This is a genomic window from Streptomyces sp. NPDC088785 (genome assembly GCF_044750685.1).
Lineage (GTDB): Bacteria > Actinomycetota > Actinomycetes > Streptomycetales > Streptomycetaceae > Streptomyces.
In genome coordinates, this window is sequence record NZ_JBIVKH010000006.1 from 312067 (window position 1) to 329324 (window position 17258).

12 protein-coding genes and 2 pseudogenes are annotated in these 17258 nt (G+C 72.2%); 5 read left to right on the plus strand and 9 right to left on the minus strand.

Annotated features, from left to right (window positions below):
- The first annotated feature begins 11 nt into the window (after nt 1-11).
- Nucleotides 12-626, plus strand: a complete 615-nt coding sequence (locus ACIP5K_RS20320) for a class F sortase (protein ID WP_401411317.1) — start codon at nt 12-14, stop codon at nt 624-626.
- Nucleotides 627-707: 81 nt separating this feature from the next.
- Nucleotides 708-1346 carry a hypothetical protein gene (locus tag ACIP5K_RS20325; protein WP_401411319.1) on the plus strand — a complete coding sequence of 213 codons (639 nt, stop codon included), beginning with the start codon at nt 708-710 and terminating at the stop codon, nt 1344-1346.
- Between the two features lie 162 nt (nt 1347-1508).
- Here ACIP5K_RS20325 and ACIP5K_RS20330 read toward each other — a convergent pair whose 3' ends face one another.
- Nucleotides 1509-4928 (minus strand): molybdopterin-dependent oxidoreductase, encoded by a 3420-nt coding sequence (locus ACIP5K_RS20330; protein WP_401411321.1) that lies wholly within the window; start codon nt 4926-4928, stop codon nt 1509-1511.
- A 461-nt stretch (nt 4929-5389) separates the two neighbouring features.
- On the opposite strand from ACIP5K_RS20330, the gene proC reads away from it, so the two are divergent.
- Together proC and ACIP5K_RS20340 are read left to right on the plus strand one after the other, a co-directional pair.
- The gene (gene proC / locus ACIP5K_RS20335; RefSeq protein WP_401411323.1) at nt 5390-6178 is read left to right on the plus strand and encodes a pyrroline-5-carboxylate reductase; all 789 of its coding nucleotides are present in this window, start codon (nt 5390-5392) and stop codon (nt 6176-6178) included.
- A gap of 462 nt (nt 6179-6640) precedes the next feature.
- A complete protein-coding gene (locus ACIP5K_RS20340; protein ID WP_401411325.1) occupies nt 6641-7546 on the plus strand; it encodes an LAETG motif-containing sortase-dependent surface protein in 906 nt (301 codons plus the stop codon).
- A gap of 322 nt (nt 7547-7868) precedes the next feature.
- Here ACIP5K_RS20340 and ACIP5K_RS20345 read toward each other — a convergent pair whose 3' ends face one another.
- From ACIP5K_RS20345 to cimA, 6 genes are all read right to left on the minus strand, one after another.
- Entirely contained in the window at nt 7869-8420 is a 552-nt protein-coding gene (locus tag ACIP5K_RS20345) for a hypothetical protein (RefSeq protein WP_401411327.1), read from the minus strand.
- 273 nt (nt 8421-8693) lie between these two features.
- Nucleotides 8694-9902 carry an FAD-dependent monooxygenase gene (locus ACIP5K_RS20350; RefSeq protein WP_401411329.1) on the minus strand — a complete coding sequence of 403 codons (1209 nt, stop codon included), beginning with the start codon at nt 9900-9902 and terminating at the stop codon, nt 8694-8696.
- A gap of 190 nt (nt 9903-10092) precedes the next feature.
- Nucleotides 10093-10485, minus strand: a complete 393-nt coding sequence (locus tag ACIP5K_RS20355; RefSeq protein ID WP_401411331.1) for a hypothetical protein — start codon at nt 10483-10485, stop codon at nt 10093-10095.
- A gap of 317 nt (nt 10486-10802) precedes the next feature.
- A complete protein-coding gene (locus ACIP5K_RS20360; RefSeq protein ID WP_401411332.1) occupies nt 10803-12530 on the minus strand; it encodes a cytochrome bc complex cytochrome b subunit in 1728 nt (575 codons plus the stop codon).
- 184 nt (nt 12531-12714) lie between these two features.
- Nucleotides 12715-14223, minus strand: coding sequence for an NAD(P)/FAD-dependent oxidoreductase (locus tag ACIP5K_RS20365; RefSeq protein WP_401411334.1), 1509 nt, complete (start codon nt 14221-14223; stop codon nt 12715-12717).
- A 167-nt stretch (nt 14224-14390) separates the two neighbouring features.
- Complete coding sequence (cimA, locus tag ACIP5K_RS20370; RefSeq protein WP_401411336.1) at nt 14391-16214, minus strand: citramalate synthase; 1824 nt, start codon at nt 16212-16214, stop codon at nt 14391-14393.
- A gap of 340 nt (nt 16215-16554) precedes the next feature.
- On the opposite strand from cimA, the gene ACIP5K_RS20375 reads away from it, so the two are divergent.
- Nucleotides 16555-16671, plus strand: coding sequence for an ATP-binding protein (locus ACIP5K_RS20375; protein WP_401411337.1), 117 nt, complete (start codon nt 16555-16557; stop codon nt 16669-16671).
- Between the two features lie 35 nt (nt 16672-16706).
- On the opposite strand, the pseudogene ACIP5K_RS20380 reads toward ACIP5K_RS20375, so the two are convergent.
- Nucleotides 16707-17111, minus strand: a pseudogene (locus tag ACIP5K_RS20380) (hypothetical protein).
- Between the two features lie 57 nt (nt 17112-17168).
- Nucleotides 17169-17258 (minus strand): annotated as a pseudogene (locus ACIP5K_RS20385) (hypothetical protein); the annotation flags it as partial.

The following is a 17258-nucleotide window of genomic DNA, read 5'->3' on the forward strand; positions in this document are numbered from 1 at the left end:
GAGCACCTGTGATGACGACGACCGCACGGCGCGGCGCGGCGGTCGCGCTCGCACTGACGGTGGGCCTGACCGGCCTCACCGGCCTGACCGCCTGTTCGACAGGGCACGCCCCCGCTGACGACGTACGGGTGACGAACCGTTCGGCGTCGCACGCCGGACACTCCGCCGCCGCACTGCCGAGATCGCGGCCCGTCGGCCTGCGCATCCCGTCGGCCGGCGTCGACGCCTCCGCCATGCTGCGCCTGCGGCTCGGTGCCGGCGGCGCGCTGGAGGTGCCGCCCGTCGACAAGGCGGACGAACCCGGCTGGTGGAGCGGATCGGTGACACCCGGTCAGAACGGCGCGGCCGTGATCGTCGCGCACTACGACACCGCGAACGGCCCCGCACTGCTGCGGAACGTGTCCCGGATCAGGACCGGCGACGAGATCGCCGTCCCCCGCGCCGACGGCACCACCGCCACCTTCACCGTCCGGGAGATCCAACAGGTCGCCAAGGACCACTTCCCGACACGGAAGGTGTACGGCGCGACCCGCACACCGCAACTGCGGCTCATCACGTGCGGCGGCCCGATCGTCGACGGCCACCGCGCCGACAACATCATCCTCTACGCCGACCTCACGTCCTGAGCCGACGGCTTCCGGGCCCCGGAAGCCGTCGGCCGCGGACGGGCGCCCCACGGCGCCGCAACGAGACGAAAGAAGACACCCATGTCCCCTCGCACCACACCCCTCCACCGCGCCCGCCGCACCACCGCCGTGGCGGTGCTGCTCACCGGAGCGGTCTCGGCGACCCTCGCCGTGGCGGGCTCCGCGTCGGCCGCTCCCCGGGACGACCACGCGGGCCCCCGGACCGGCGTCGCCCACGCCGCCGGCTACGACGGCGACTACGGCAAGGGCTGGACCGACAACTACCGCTACGACAAGGACTACGGGAAGCCCTGGGGCGGCGGCGCCTCCGACAAGCAGCGCCTCGCCGACGTCGCGGTGACCGCGTCCGGCCCCCGGCACCTCGACCACGACCAGGAGCAGCGCTGGGTGGTGGAGTTCACCAACAAGGGCTCGGCCACCGCGAAGAACGTCCGCACCAGCACGACCATGCCGAACGGCATCACCTACCTGGCGCACCGCATCAGCCAGGGGCACGCGTCCGAGACCCTCACCGGCGACGGCCGGATCGTGCTCGCCATCGGCGATCTGGCCCCCGGCCGGACGGTCCGCCTGGAGATAGCCGGCCGCGCGCCGTCGTACGGAGGCGGCACCGTGCACCTGTCGAACACGGTCACCACGACCAGCCAGGAGCGCGGCAGCGGCAACAACACGGCGGTCGTGCACACGCGCATCGCCTGAGACCACCGCGTCATCAGGGACAGGGGCCGGCCGCCCGGGGGCCGGCCCCTGTCCCGTGCGCGCTCGCGGCCGCCGGTTCGGTGCCACACGTGCGCTCGCCTCGCCGCCGGTTCGGTGTCCCACATGTGCTCGCTGCCGGTTCAGGCCCGGCCGCGAGCCCCCTCAGGCGTCGAGCGTGATGTCGCTCGCGGGCACGGCCTGGCAGACCAGCGCGCGATCGTCCGGTAGATCGCCGGAGAGCCGGACGAGATGGGTGACGCTGCCGTCGAGGACGGTGCACGCACAGCTCTCGCACTGCCCGACACGGCACCCGCCGGCCATCGGGACCCCCGACTTCGCCGCCCATTGCAGGAGGGTGCCGTCCGCCGCGCGCCAGGTGAGCTCCTTGCCGGAGCGGGCGAGCCGGACACGGAACTCCGCGTCGTCACGCAGCCGTACGGGGGGCCGCTCCGCCCGGAACGACTCGGCGAAGATCTCGAACGGCGGCACTCCGCGCGCGAGCAGCCCCGCCGTGAGACTGTCGATCATGGCCGGTGGCCCGCAGAGGTAGAAGCGGGCCCGCGCCGCGAGCAGCCGGCCGTCGATGTCGGCGGCGGTGACGAACCCCGTGCGCTCGAAGTCGCGTCCCACGAGGTCGCCGGGGCCCGGCTCGGCGTAGTGGTCGACGACGGTGAGCCGGTCCACGCGCCGGCTCAGCATCCGCAGCCGCGCACGGAAGCAGTGGTCGCGGCCGTCGCGGCTGCCGTGGTGCAGCACCACCTCCGGCACCCTGCCCCCGGTGGCGGCGAGCGTCTCCACGTACGAGACGAACGGCGTGACCCCGATGCCGCCCGCCAGCAGCACGACGGGCGCGTCGAGGTCGACCGGGATCCGGAACAGGCCTCCGGGGGCGCTCACGTCGAGGAGGTCGCCGACCCGGAGTTCCTCGTGCACGTACGTGGAGAAGGCGCCGCCGGGGACGTGGCGCACGGCCAGGTCGTAGCCGGTGCGCCCGGGGTCGGTGCCGGGCCCGGTGAGGGAGTAGCAGCGAGGCGTGTCGGTGTGCGGGCCGCGCAGGCCGAGATACCGGCCCGGCGCGTAGTCGGGCAGGGCGCCGCCGTCGGCCGGTGCGAGGCGCAGCCCGAGCACGCCCGGGGCCTCCGCCCGCAGGGCGGTGACGGTGAAGGGGCGCGTGCCGTTCCAGGCGTCCTCGCCGGGCACGGCGCGCAGCGCACAGGCCGCAGCGCGCAGCGGCACCGAACCGCTGAGCGGGTCGCGGACCTCATGGCCCACGAGCAGGTTGTAGTTGGCGCCGGCCGCCGAGGTCGGGTCATGGCCGGGCAGCGCCAGATCGGGTGCGGACTGCCACCAGCCGTACTCGCCGACGACGACGGCCGGGTGCAGCGCGCTGTCGAAGCGGACCCGCAGGCGCACGGCGCCGCGCCGGGTGGCGACTTCGGCCAGGTCGCCGTCGGCCAGTCCGTGCGCGGCCGCCGTGTCCGGATGCACGTCCAGGCGGGGCTCGGGCGCCCGGCGGCGCAGCGAGGAGACGCCGCGGTGCTGGCTGTGCACGTAGGTCCCGTGCTTCGCGCAGGTCAGCACCAGCGGGAAGGCGGGGTCGTCGCCGTCGGGCGCGGTGTGCACGGGCACCGGGGGATGGCCGTGGTCGCGCAGCCGCTCGGAGTACAGCTCGACCCGCCGGGTGGGGGTGGCGAACCCGACGACCGTGCCGTCCGCGTGGGCGTGCGCGTAGCGGCGTTCCGCCTCGGGCCGCGGCACGCGCACCGGCCCCTCGTGCTCCCGCAGCCGCGCCGCGGTCAGGCCGAGCGGCTCCAGCTGCCAGTCCCAGGCGGCCTCGATGTCGCCGCCGAAGAAGAGGTCGGCCAGACCCAGTCGGCGGGCCAGGTCGAAGACCACCTCCGTGTCCGACCGGGACGCGCCGAGCGGAGCGCCCAGACGCGGGCGCAACTGCACGTGTTCCTGGGCGTGGTGGCCCGTCTCGAAGCCGAACCGCAACGCCTCGTGTTCGTAGGCGCTGTTCACCGGCAGCACGATGTCCGCGCTGTCGCTCGTCGGGTTGGGGAACAGGTCGAGGTGCACCTGGAACTCCAGGTCGCGCAGGGCCCGCGCCACCCGGTCCGAACCCGGCTGCGACACCACGAGGTTGGAGCCGAAGCCGATCAGCGCGCGCACCCGGTAGGGCTCACCCGACTCGATGGCGGTGCACAGGTCGCCCGCGTTGACGTACCCGGAGGCCTGCGGGCCCAGCGGATGCCTGTCCAGGCCCAGTGCCTTGGCGCGCTGCGCCGGAGCGAGCCGGGCGGGGCCGGACGCGGGACGGTGGGGCGGCGGGGGAGCGGGACGGTTCCCGCCGCGCCGGTCGTGGGAGCCGGTGAGCGCGTAGAGGGTGGCCAGGGCGCGTTCCGTCTGGGTGGCGTTGGCGCTCTGTCCGACACCGGTCCAGCCGTAGTACGAGACCGACGCGGCCCGCGCGATCCGCTCCGCGAGCGCCCGGATCCGGTCCTCCGGGATCCAGGTGGTGCGCGCCACCCGGTCCGCGGGCCAGGCCGCGCAGGCGGTCGCGTACTCCTCGAAGGCCGGCCGGCACAGGACGTCCCCGTCGCGGGTGCGGACGGTGTGCTCGCCGCGCAGCGCGAAGTCCTCGAGGCGCACGGCCGGACGCCGCGTGTCGTAGGCGCGGACCGCGCCGAGCCGCACGTCGAACACGGCGAACACGTCGTCGTCCGCCTCGGGGTCCAGGTCGCGGGCGCGCAGGAAACGGCCGTCGTCGCGGCGCACCAGCAGGGGACCGTTGGTCCACGCCCGGACGAACGCGTCGTCGTGGCCGTCCCGCTCGATCAGGAGGTGGGCGAGCCCGAGGGCGAGGGCGGCGTCGGTGCCGGGGCGCACCCGCAGCCAGTGGTCGGCGGTGAGCGCGCTGGTCGAGCGGCGCGGATCGACGACGGCGAGGGTGGCGCCGGCGGCCTGGGCGGCGGAGAGGGCGGTGGCCTGGGCGAGCCACGTCTTCGCCGGGTTGAACCCCCACAGCAGGGCCAGATCCGTGTGCGCGTAGTCGGGCGGTGGGAGGGGCGTGCCGAAGGTGAAGGTGTGGGCGACGTCCTTGTGCCAGTTGCAGATCTCCGCGCTGTACACGGTGTTGGGGGTGCCGAAGCCGCGCACGAGGCGCTCGATCCACTCGGTGGCGTCCGAGACCATGGTGCCGCTGGGCGTGGCCACGGCGAACGCCACCGCTTCCGGGCCGCTCCCGGCGGCGATGTCCCGCATGCGATGGGCGATCTCGTCCAGCGCCTCGTCCCAGCCGATCTCCTCCCAGCCCGGATCCGGATCGGTCTTGGGGTTGGTGCGGCGCAGCGGGGTGGTGAGCCGCCGGCTGCTGTGCGCGATCTCGGGTGCGGCGCGGCCCTTGGGGCACAGCGCGGCGCCGGTGGGATGGCCGGGGTCGGGGCGCACACCGGTGATCCGCCCGTCCTCGACCGTGTAGACGGCACCGCACCGCGACTTGCACAGCGTGCAGAACCCGCGCCTCTCCTCGACGACCACGATCCGCGCCTCCGTCCGTCCGTTCCGGGACGGTGTCCGCACCGTCCCTCTCCCAGTGCACGCCCGTCGCCGGGCCGATGGGCGGGGACTTTGGTCATCGGTCCGGCGTCGAGCGTCCTGCGTCGGACGGGGTCGGCTCCGGTGCCGGGCGGACCTGTCGCGGTTTCCGGGTAGGGAGGGTGGGGTGCGGCTCACGGGCGGACGGATCGCGGATTCCGGGCGGCTGGGGTGCGGCGCCCGGGCGGACGGGGCGCGGCTCCCGGTCAGGCGGTCGGTCGTCCGTCGCCACGGAGCCCGCCGCCCCCCGCGCGCAGGCGCCACACGCCCTTGCCCGGAGAGGCCGAGGGCAGGCCGTGCCGTGCCGTCCCGTGCCCCGGACGGTTCCCTTCAATGTGCGACGGGGGACCGGAACGGGTGCACTGGGGATGGTCGAGCGGATGCGGTCGCCTGATGCGCGGCACGCGCCGCGAGCGGCGTCGAGACGGACAAGGCGGGGGAGTCGTATGGGTACGGCAAGGCGGACGGTCGCGTTCCTCGGTACGGGCACGATGGGCGAGGCGCTGCTGACCGGAGCACTGGCCGGCGGCCTCGACCCGTCCGACATGTGGGTCACCGCGCGGAGCCAGGACCACGTCGACGCCCTGACCTCGTCGTACGCGGTGCACGGGACGACCGACAACGCGACGGCCGCCGCGAACGCACAGGTCGTCGTCCTGGCCGTGCCACCCGCGGGCCTCACGGACATCCTGGCGGAGATCGCCGGCCGGCTCGAAGAGGGCGCCGTGGTCGTCTCGCTCGCCGACGGGATCACCCTCGCCGATCTGGAGGACCTGCTGCCCGACGGCGTGGCCGCCGCCAGGGCCATGCCCAGCCTGACCGCGTCCGTCGGACACGGCCTGACGCTGCTCACCCCCGGCGCGTCCTGTTCGACGGCCCAGGCCGAGACCGTCACGCGCTTCTTCGAGCGGTCCGGGAAAGTACTGCGGATCGCCGAGGACCAGCACGCCGTGCTGAGCCCCCTCAGCAGCGGCGGCCCCGCCTACGTCTTCTACCTCGCCGACGCGATGATCGAAGCGGGTGCCGTACGGGGTGTGCCCCGCGACCTCGCCCGCGAACTGATCACCCAGGTGCTCACCGGCAGCGCGGCCTGGCTCCGGGCGGACAGCGCCGAAGTGGCCACCCTCCGCGAGAAGGTCTGTGCCCCGGGAGGAACGGGCATCCGCCGCATCGCCGCACTCGACCGCCACGCCGTGCGCGCCGCCGTCGTCTCGGCCCTCACTCAGGAGCCGTAGAGCCCCTCAGGGGCCGTAAAGCCCCTGACGCCGCCCGCGGACCGCCCCCCCCCCCGCAGCCCGCGCCGCGCCCGGCCGCCCACTCCCATTCCCGGGCATTCGTGACACACCGGCAGAACGCCGTGCCATTCCCGTGTTCACCGTTACGTATGAGACGCAAGACGGCGAATTGACAGGTGAGGAAGGCTGGTTGAAGCTTCTCCCTGTTCCCGGGTCCGATCCGGCCCGGCGCTCACTCCTCCGACTCCCGGCTGTCCTTTCGGCTGCGCGCGTCCATCCGCGCGCCGTCGCGGAACGCGGTGCACCCCGACGGGTGGCGTCTGTCTTCGCCGCCCAGTCCGCGGTGCCGGCCGGCGGTCGTCCCGAGCCGCACCACGCCCGTACGGGCCGGGTGCCGCGACGGGGGCGGGGTGCGCGCCGAGTCCGCCGGCGGATCCTTCACCTGCACAAGGGGTATGCGCCATGACTCGACGCGTCGCCATCCGTCTGGCCGGCACCACGGCATCCGCCGCGCTGCTGGCCCTCTCCGTCTCCGGTGTGGCCTCGGCCCACGGCGGCGGCCAGGGCTGGAAGAACACCGACAGCACCTTCGAGACGCAGCAGAGCGGGCCCGGCAGCGCGGCCCCGTCCGACAAGTGCGCGTTCTCGGCCGACGGTTCGTCGTGGACGGGCCGGCCCGGCCTGAGGGACATAGCGCCCGACGCCAACGGCAAGCTCACGCTCCAGGTCAAGGGCGACGGCAGCACCTGCACCGTCTCGCTCGCGTCGTACCTGGCGCACGGCCCGGACTTCAAAAGCTCCGGCGTGCAGCAGCTGCTCGACCACGCCTCCGTGTCGGTCCAGGCGGGCCAGACGGCGGCGCTGTCCATCGCCGTCCCGGACGCCGTTTGCTTCGCCCAACTCGACCTGTACCGCGGCACGACCGTCTTCGACGGCAAGGAGGGCGAGGGCCACGGCCCCGTCCCGGCAGCCGGCAAGCCGGTCATCGGCAGCGCGCTGATCGCCTCCTGGAACGGTCCGTCCGAGGGCGGAACCGACTGCATCGCCAACCCGCCGAAGGACGACGAGGAGCCGAGCACCCCGCCCGCCACCACCACGCCCGGCGACGGCGCCACCACGCCCGCCGCGAAGCCCACCCCCGCGCAGTCGGCCGAGCCGAGCGACACCGCGACCACCGCACAGCCCGCCTCGCCGGCCGCCTCGTCGTCCTCCCCGGCCGCCGCCGGTGCGCAGGGCGGTGAGGGCGACCTCGCCCAGACCGGCTCGGACAACACCGGCACGATGGTGGGCGGCGCCGTGGCGCTGCTCCTCGTCGGCGGCGGTGCCGTGTTCCTGACCCGTCGCAAGGCCGCCGCCCGCCGCGGCTGATCCCGCCCGGTGCGGCCCCGTACGCGGGGCCGCACCGGGCGAGCCGGCCCCGGGCACGCACCTGCCCGGGGCCGGCCGTCGGATCTTCCACCGGTCCGACGGTCCGACAACCGTCCTTGGCTGCGGGTGGGACTCACCGGCGAGCGGAGCAGCCCATCCGCCGCGTGATCGCGCCGACGTCCGGGAAGCTCCTGGAGACCGCCATCGAGCGGGGCCCGCACACCGCTCGTCATGGCGACCCGGAACCCGTACGCCCTCCTGACCGTGCGCAGCAGGCCCAGCAACCTGCTCCGCGGTCGGTGCTGCGGGTGGGCCCGTCCGGTCAGGCGCCGGTCGTCCCGAGGTCGAGGAGCGCCCACACCTGTCGACCGCCGTCGGTGGTCTCGCTTCCGCAGCTGACCGCGCCCAGCCCGCGCAGAGCGGGCAGGACCTCGTCGCCGAGCGGGCCGCTCGGGTTTCGGTGGCTGAGCGCGAGGACGACGATCCGGCCGTCCTGTTCGGACAGATGGACGCTGATGCGGCGGCCGCCGTCGGCGCCGACCGTGGCGGTGAGCAGCCGCACCACCTCGTCGAGTGCCGCGGGCGGGGCCAGTCCCCAGTCGCCGAGCCGTTCGCCGACATGGCCGGCGGCCTTCTTCGGGATCCACGGGCCGCTTTCCAGCGTCCAGGAGGCGCCGTGCCGGTTCTTCATCACGCGCAACGCCGTCCGATGCGAAGCGCGCTGCGGGACGGGAAGGCCGATCAGGAGCTGCTCGCTCTCGCTGCGGGGCGGCTCCGGCGGGGGCGGGCTCGGCGGATGCCTCGGCGGTGGCGGCGTCTTGGGCGGATAGTCCGGCTGCGGCCTGATGTCCTCGGGCCCGGTGCTCGTTCCCATGACGCCCTCTCCGTTACAGGGCGTCAGTGTAGGACGACATTCCGTCCGGAGGCGGCTCGTTCCGGAAAGGGGCTCGGCGTGACCGTCGGGTCGGCGTTGCGGCTGCGCGGATCGGAGCTGTGCGGCTCGGAGCTGTGCGGATCGGACCTGCACGGCTTGGAGCTGCGCGGCGGCGACCCGGTATCGAAGCCGCCCGCGCAGCCCTTTGCGCGCTGGAGCACCGCCGGGAACCCGGCCATCGTCCGTCTCAAGCGTCTCAAGCGTCTCAAGTGGTCACCGTGTGGCACGGGGGAGCGGGTATGCGGGGAGATCGATGGCGTCCGCGGGCGGGGTGAACCAGCGTGAGGCGAGCCCGCCCAGGTGTGCGGCGGCGGGGGTGCCGGCGATCCTGAGGACGGTGTTCATCGTGGCGAGTCCGGCCCGGCTGCGAGGATTGGCGATGCGCGGTGTCCCCGGCGGCAGCTTCTGGGCCTGTTCCACGTACGGGCGCATGAGGGATTCGTAGCGGGAGAACGCCAACGTGTGCGGGTGGGTGGCGAGTTCACCGGCGAGGAGGTAGGCGCCGGTGAGGGCGAGACTCGTGCTCATGCCGCTGATCGGTGAGGAGCAGTAGGCGGCGTCCCCCACGAGGGCGACCCGACCGCTGGTCCACGCCGGCATCCGGGTCTGGCCGACCGCGTCGAAGTAGAGCGGGGCACCGTCCAGGGCGTCGAGAACGCGCGGAGCGGCCCAGCCCACGTCCGCGAAGGTGCGGCGCAGGACGGTGATCAGGCTGTCGCGGTCCAGCTCCTCCAGGCCCCGGACGTCGGACAGGAAGGAGAGGGTGGCCCGGGTGGTTCCGACGTTGTCCGGGCGCAGGGTGACGCTGCGGCCGCGACCGGCGCTGTGCCAGCGCCACAGATCGGTGTCCGCCGCGGTGCGTGGAATCGTCAGGTAGGCGGTGTACAGGCCGAGTTCGTGTACGGGGCTCGGGTCCGGGAAGACCAGGGACCGGGTGCGGGAACGCAGGCCCTCGGCGACGATCACGAGGTCGAAGGTGCGGGTCGCGCCGTGCGCGAAGTCCACGCTCACCCCGTCCTCCCCGTCGTCCAGGGCGACGATCTGGTCACCGAAGAGGTACTCGGTCTCGGCACGGGTGCGGTCGACGATGATCCGCGACAACTGACCGCGCAGGATCTCCAGTTCGGCGGTGGCGCCGGACGAGTCGGAGGTGCCGGCCGCGAAACGGGCGAGAGGCCTGCCGAGGGCGTCGACGAACTCGGTGCCCTTCTCGCCGGTGGTCGCCGCCCGGATGTCGTCCTCGATGCCCATGCGCCGGCTGACCTCGCGACCGGCGCCGCGCACATCGATGTTCTGCCCGTCCTCGCGCAACTCGTCGAAGCGTTCGACGACGGTGGTGCGCCAGCCGTGGACGTTCAGCCAGTACGCCACGGCGGGCCCGGCGATGCTCGCTCCTGAGATCAGGGCGGTGGGGACGGTCATGGAGGCCCTTCGGGTCGAGGCGGTGTGCTCACCCCAGGATGACGTGCAACGCGGTGCCCGCGGCAGCAGACCACGTCGGCTAGCGTGTTGCTCCATGCGCCCGTCGGGTTCGTCACGTCGTCGCCCGATGGTGTTCGAGCGGACCGTCGCCCCCGGAGTACGGGAGACCTGCGCGGAATCCGCGCGGCGCTCAGCGCACGTCGACCCGCACGACGGGCGAGATGGCCGAACCGCCCACCATGCGCAGTTGGTTCGGTCCCTTGAGGCCGAGCTTGACGCGGAGGTTGTAGGCGCCGGTGCGGGTGGTGTTCATCGACACCGGGAGGTACTTCCAGACGCGGCCCTGCTTCTGCTGGAGGGTGACCCGGGTGCCGGCCCGCATGTGCGAGGACTGACCGTAGATCCGGAACTCCTGCCACAGCTTGACACTGCTGGCCGTGGCCCTGGCCGTGAGAGTCGGCCGAGGGGCGGCGAAGGCGGCGGCCGGAGTCTGCGGCGTTGCCGCGGCCAGGCCCGCGGCGGGCCCCACGATCAGCGAAACGGCGGTGGCGCCCGCCAGCAGCAGACACTTACTGCGGTCCATCAGCACACTCCCTGCGTCATGTCCCCGTGCTCTGCGGGGCCGTCACCGTACGTACGCGACGAGGCGGTACCTCCGGCGCAACACGGGGACGGCATGCTCACCATCCATATGGATGCACCACGGCGGGAGCGGCGCAGGTCAGGAACTGGCGGGAGCGGGACCGCCCGCCCGCTCGACCCCGGCGGGAGACGGGACCGGACAGGCGGGCGGCACACCTCTGTGTCTGGAGTACGTAGTACGGAGCAGGTAGTGAGGTGGTCAGGTAGTCAGGTAGTGCGGAGCATGAAGCGGGCGGAACGACGGCTTCCGACTGGCGGCTACTGCCGACTCGCTTCGGTCGTGCGGCTCGGGATCTCGGCCGGTGGCGCGTCCTGGTGGGGGGTGACGGTCTTCTCCGGCGCGTGGTCCAGGGACCGCTGGAGTTCCTCGGCGGTGGGAAGAGGAAGCTGGCCAGCGTGCAGCCAGCGGCTGAGCCGGTGGCGCAGTTCGAGGACGCGGTGGCGCGGAGCGGGGATGCCGTTGCTGTCCGGGGCGGTGGGCGGAAGCGGTGCGGGGGTCTGCTTGGACAGCAGGGTGAACCGGCTCGCGGCGTCGAGCGGCTCGTGTGCCTCGGTGAACTCGCCGTGCGGGTGACGCGTGATGCGTCCGGTCTCCCGGCCGTGCAGGAGCTTGTCGTGGTCGCGGCGCTGGAGACCGAGGCAGATCCGCTTGGTGACGACGTAGGTTCCCGCCGGAACCAGGAAGACGGCGAACCGGATCGTCCAGGTGATGGCGTTCAGGGAGAGGTGGAACCGCTCCGCGAGGATGTCGTTGGCTCCACCGAAGAACAGCACCAGATAGAACGCGACCAGCGAGGAGACGAACGCCGTCCGGGTTGCGTGCTCGCGCGGCCGGTCCAGGAGATGGTGTTCGCGGTTGTCCTTGGTGAGCCACGCCTCGAAGAAGGGCCAGCACGCCACCACGACGAGCAGGAGGGTGGGCAGGACGAGGGCCGGGATGAGGATGCCCAGGTTGATGGTGTGGCCGCTGACGGTGAACTCCCAGGCGGGGAAGGCGCGCAGGGCCCCTTCCAGGAAGCCCATGTACCAGTCGGGCTGGGAGCCTTGGGAGATCTGGTCGGGGCGGTAGGGTCCGTAGGACCAGACCGGGTTGATCTGGACGATGCCGGCGAGGAGCGCGAGCACCCCGAAGACCAGGAAGAAGAATCCGCCCGCCTTGGCGACGTAGTTGGGCACGAAGGGCTCGCCGACCACGTTCTTCTCGGTGCGGCCGGGACCACGGAACTGGGTGTGCTTGTGGTAGAAGACGAGGATGAGGTGGGCGGTGACGAGCGCGACCAGGATGCCCGGGATCAGCAGGATGTGCAGGCCGTAGAAGCGCGGGATGACGTCCGTGCCGGGGAACTCGCCGCCGAACAGGAACATCGTCAGGTACGTGCCGACGACCGGGATGCTCAGGGTGACGCCTTCGGCGATGCGCAGGCCCGTGCCGGAGAGCAGGTCGTCGGGCAGCGAGTAGCCGACGAAGCCCTCCAGCGTCAGCAGGAGCAACAGGACGACGCCGACCAGCCAGTTGATCTCACGGGGCTTGCGGAAGGAGCCGGTGAGCAGGTGGCGCAGCGTGTGGGCCATCGTCGCCGCGATCATGGTCAGTGCGGCCCAGTGGTGCAGCTGACGGATGAACAGGCCGCCCCGCACCTCGAAGCTGATCTTGACGGTGGACGCGTAGGCCTCCGACATCTGGATCCCCTGGAGCGGGGCGTGCGAGCCGTGGTAGACGGTCTCGCTCATGCTGGGGTTGAAGAAAAGCGTCAGATAGATGCCGGTGAGGATCAGGACGACCAGGCTGTAGAGCGCGATCTCGCCGAACATGAAGGACCAGTGCTCCGGGAACACCTTGCGGACCAGCGAGCCCCACTTGTAGGTGCCCAGCCGCCCGTCGGCCCAGTCCGCCATGCGCTCGCCGCGCGACGTCTCGGCGCGCGACGCCGTACCCGGCGACGGCTCGCCGTGTTCGCTGTGGACCGCTTCGTCGGTGATGCTCATGTCAGCGTCTCTCCCCTCACGGCTCGGCTGTCGCGGACACCCGCCGGTGGCCGGGGTGCCGCCGGCGACGGGGCCGTGGCCCCCGCCGCCGTGGGATCAAAGGGAAAGCCCGCGGCGGACGGGTACGCCGGACAACGGCTCTCACGTGGCATTACGTCTCCAACTCCATCTGGTGTGTAGCGTTCTACGGTCGGCTCGGCGCGTTCCGCAGGGGGCTGTTCCGGCCCAGGGCCGGACGGGGCGGCCGTGCGGTGCTGCGGCGCGTACCGTCGGAAGGTCCGGCAGACGCGGACGGCAGAGGGGCGTCTGTGACGGGGGCGCGCACCCGGGCGGCCCACAGGGCGCGCGGGCCCAACGGCCCACGCGGGGCGAGCGCCTGCCACTGCTCCAGCAGGAGGGTCGCGGCGTGTTCGCTGGTCGTGGCAGCGGCTTCGACACGGGCGGCCGAGCGCCTGGCCAGACGGCCGCGCAGGCCGCCGGCGGCGCTCGTCGTGCTGGTGTGGGGCCTGGCGAGCTTGAGATTCTGGGTGCTGGTGCGCCAGGTGGGGCTGAGCTGGTGGGCGATCGCACGACGGAGGCGGTAGCTGAGACCCGTGGTGGTGCCGTGGCTGTCCAGGAGGTGATCGAGGGTGAGCGCGCCCTGGACGGCGAGGGTGATGCCCTGTCCGTGAGCGGGGTCGAGGGTGGCGAGCGCGTCACCGAGTACGAGGAACTGGTCGGGCCAGTGCCGGAGGCGCTCGTAGTGGCGCCACCGATTCTCCGTGGCGGTGCAGGTGTAGACGGGCCCCAGGGGTTCGGCGGCGGCCGTGACGTCGTGCAGCAGAGGGTGGGAGAGGGCCGCGGTGGCCGCGATCAGGCTCAGATGGTCGGTGGGCAGCGGCATCCCCTCGCCGCAACGCAGGGTCAGCGACCAGCGGCCCCCCTCGACGGGGTTCAGCTGGGCCTGTAACGGGCTGCCCGGCGCACCGAGGAGAAGCAGACTCTTCCAGGAGGCGATGTGGCCGACAGGGGGCGCCAGAAGGGTGGAGGCATAGGAGGCGTGGGCGGCCACCACGCTCTCCTGGGGCGGCGCGTAGCCGAGTTCGCGGAGCCAGCGAGGCGCGGGGGACGCGCTGCCGGAGGCGTCGACGACGAACTCGGCGGGCAGCAGCTCCGGCGCTCCCCAGGTGCCGCCCGTGCCCCTGTCCCTCCGCACGGCCCCGCTCCGGCCGTCGGCCGTGACGCGGGCCCGGGCCCACACGCCGGTGACGGTGTCGTTACGACCGGGCTCGAGAGCGACCACGTCATGTCCGTGGAGGAAGCGCACATTGGCGTTCGCGAGCAGGCGCGTACGGATCACGGAGTCGATGAGGTCACGGCCGGCGCTGAGGAACGTCGCGGGTGAGGCACTGGGGGCGTGCCAGCCTGCGGGGCCGTGGACGAGCATGTCCCGGGCCATGCGGACGCGGACGGCTCCGGCGGTCGTCAGATCCCGCCCGATCCCGGGGAAGAGACGCTCCAGGCCGGCTTCGGCGGCGGGCATGAGGCTGTGGGTGTGCCGGGCCTGGGGGATGCCACGGCGTCGTTCGGTGCCGCGGGGCGTGCGGTCCCGTTCGATGACGGTGACGCGGTTCATGTAGCGGGCCAGTACGCGGGCCGCGGTGAGCCCGGCGGTGCCGGAGCCGATCACTACGGCGTGTCCCTCGCCATCCATGTGTCCCCCCGGCTGCGCGGTGGTCGGGTGCGGCCGCGCTGGTTGCGTGTGTCGTGGTTGCATCATGGGCTGACCTGGGGGTGTGTGGGGGTGGGTTTGAGGGGGGCGCTAGTGGGGCTTGAGCGGGGTGCGAGTGGGGGTCGATTTGAGGGGTGGTGGGTGGGTGGTTAGTGGGGGGTGGGGTGGAGGGTTTTGGGTGTGGGCGCGGGCGTGTGCGTGGTCGTCGTCGTGGGTTTCGGTTGGGGTAGGGGTGTGGGTGTGGTGGTGTGTTGGAGGGTGTAGTGGTAGGCGTCGAGGAGGGCGTGCCAGGTGGCGGTGGTGGGGTTGGTGTGGGTGCTGGTGGTGTTGAGGGTTTGGTTGTTGTGGGTGTAGGTGGTGAGGATGCGGGTGGGTGGCAGGGTGCTGGTGCTGGTTCCGGCATCGGTACTGCTGTTGTTGCTGCCGGCGCCGTTGCTGGTGTTGTTGTTGGTGGTGGGTGTGTGGGTGTGGTGGTGGGTGAGGTGGAGGGTGGTGAGGGTGGGGTAGTGGGGGTCGAGTGCTTGGTGGAGGGCCTGGTCGAGGGCGTGGTGGGGGGTGGGGGCGGTGGCGGTGGTGGTGATGGGTGGGTGGTGGGGGATGGTGAGGGTGAGGGTGGCGTGGGTGAGTGTTTCCCCACTGCCGTCGGAGCCGTCGGAGCTGTTGGAGCCGTCGTGGCTGTCACTGCTGTCGTGGCTGTTGCTGTTGTCGTGGCTGGTGCTGTTGCCGTTGGTGGTGGTGTGGGTGGTGGTGAGGGTCCAGTTGTGGATGGTGAAGTGGGGGTGGGGGTTGGTGGTGGGGTGGAGGATGGTGTGGAGGAGGAGGGTGAGGGAGGCGTCGGCGGTTTCGTAGCTGTAGCCCTGGTTTTCGAGTTGTTTGATGCGGGTGGCGGCTTGGGCGGCGTGGGGGGAGTGGGCGGGGAGGTGGTAGCCGAGTTCTTGGGCTTTGAGTTCGATGGAGGAGCGGCCGCCCATGTCGGAGACGAGGGTGCGCATGTGGTTGCCGGTGTGGGTGGGGTTGGTGTGTTGGTAGAGGTCGGGGTCGATGCGGAGGGCGGAGGCGTGGAGGCCGGCTTTGTGGGTGAAGGCGCTGGTGCCGGTGTAGGGGTCGTTGGGGCGTGGGGGGATGTGGGTGATGTGGGCGATGGCGCGGGCGGTGGTGGTGAGGTGGGTGAGGTTGGGGGTGGGGTCGAGGGGGGTGGGGTGTTTGAGGGTGAGGTTGGCGGCGAGGGTGAAGAGGTTGGCGTTGCCGCAGCGTTCGCCGTAGCCGTGGGCGGTGCCTTGGGCGTGGGTGGCGCCGGCGTCGAGGGCGGCGTGGGTGTTGGCGATGGCGCAGCCGGTGTCGTCGTGGCAGTGGATGCCGAGGGTGGCGCCGGTGTTTTTGAGGGTGTGGGTGACGGCTGTGTGGATCTGGTGGGGCAGGGAGCCGCCGTTGGTGTCGCACAGGATGACGGTGTGGGCGCCGGCTTCGGTTGCGGCGTGGACGCAGGCGAGGGCGTAGTGGGGGTTGTGGCGGTGGGCGTCGAAGTAGTGTTCGGCGTCGACGAAGACGGTGCGGCCGGCGTGGACGAGGTGGCGCACGGTGGTGGAGATCATGGCGAGGTTCTCGGCGAGGGTGGTGCGGAGGGCTTTTTCGACGTGGCGGGTGTCGCTTTTGGCGACGAGGGTGATGACGGGGGCCTGGGAGGCGAGGAGGGCTTGGACCTGGGGGTCGGTGGTGACCAGGGTGCCGGGGCGGCGGGTGGCGCCGAAGGCGGCGAGTTCGGCGTTGTGGAGGATGAGTTCGGTGCGGGCGCGGTTGAAGAACTCGGTGTCTTTGGGGATGGCGCCGGGCCAGCCGCCTTCGATGTAGCGCACGCCGAAGGCGTCGAGGTGGCGGGCGATGGCCAGTTTGTCGTCGACGGTGAGGGCCATGCCTTCTTGCTGGGTGCCGTCGCGCAGGGTGGTGTCGTAGAGCTGGACGCCGTGGACTGCCATCGCCGTGACCCTCCTGAAGGGGGAGCTGTGTGGCTGCCACGGTCGGGTACGGGCCTCAAGGCTGACTCGAACCCGTGGTGGGTGGACCCCACCGCGCCTGTAGCGCTCTAAAGCGCCGGAAGGGCCTTCTGTGTCTTCCGGGACCCCTGGGTCTGCCGGGTCTCCCGGGTTCTCTGGGTCTTTCGGGTCCTCTGGCTCTTTTGCGTCTGTCAGGTCTGTCGGGTCTGTTGTGGCGGTGGGGTGGGGGTGTCCGTGGTGCCGGCCGGGTCCGGGTCCGGGCAGGGGTTTGCGGGGGCTGGCGGTGGGGGTGTGCGGGGTGTGCCGGCTGCACGGTGGTCGGGTGGTCTTCGGTGACGAGGTCCTTGCCATTGCTGTCCTCGGCCGGTTCCTCCACCGCTGTGACGTGGTCTGCGTCCACGGTTCCGGCTACCGGCTACCGGCTCAGGAGGCGTCTTAGGGTCGTCGTGTGCGGGAGCGTCGTGGCCTGGCCGCTCACGGCGCTTGCGGTGGCCGAGTACTCGGTCGGTTGGTGGTCACGTGTTGGAAGATCTCGGTGAACTCGCCGTTGTCGATCTGGCCGGTGATCACGCCGGTCATGCTGGTGGTGCCGGGCTCTTTGACGATCAGAGTGTCCGGGGCCCAGAAGTAGCGGCCCGCGAGGGCTTCGTCCGTCCCTGCCCGGCGTTTCATCAGGCGCTCGACTTCCGCGAGGGTTTACACGGTGGCGGTCCGACAGGATCCGTTCGTCAGGGTCACGAAGACGTCGACGTTGCAGACCTCGTCCGGGTCCTCGCCGTCGCTGGGCAGGAACGACGCCCGGAAGTGGTCCGTGCGCACTCGGTACCAGGGCTCGTCCCATCCTTGGTGGAGTGGTTCGGACGATGTGCTGGGGCTCATCGTGTGAGTCTCCCGGCTCGGGTCATCGATCTCCACCGTGATCCTGTCGCCGTCGCCGTCGCCGTCGCCGTCGCCGTCGCCGTCGCCGTCGCCGTCGCCGTCGCCGTCGCCGTCGCCGTCGCCGTCGCCGTCGCCGTCGCCGTCGCC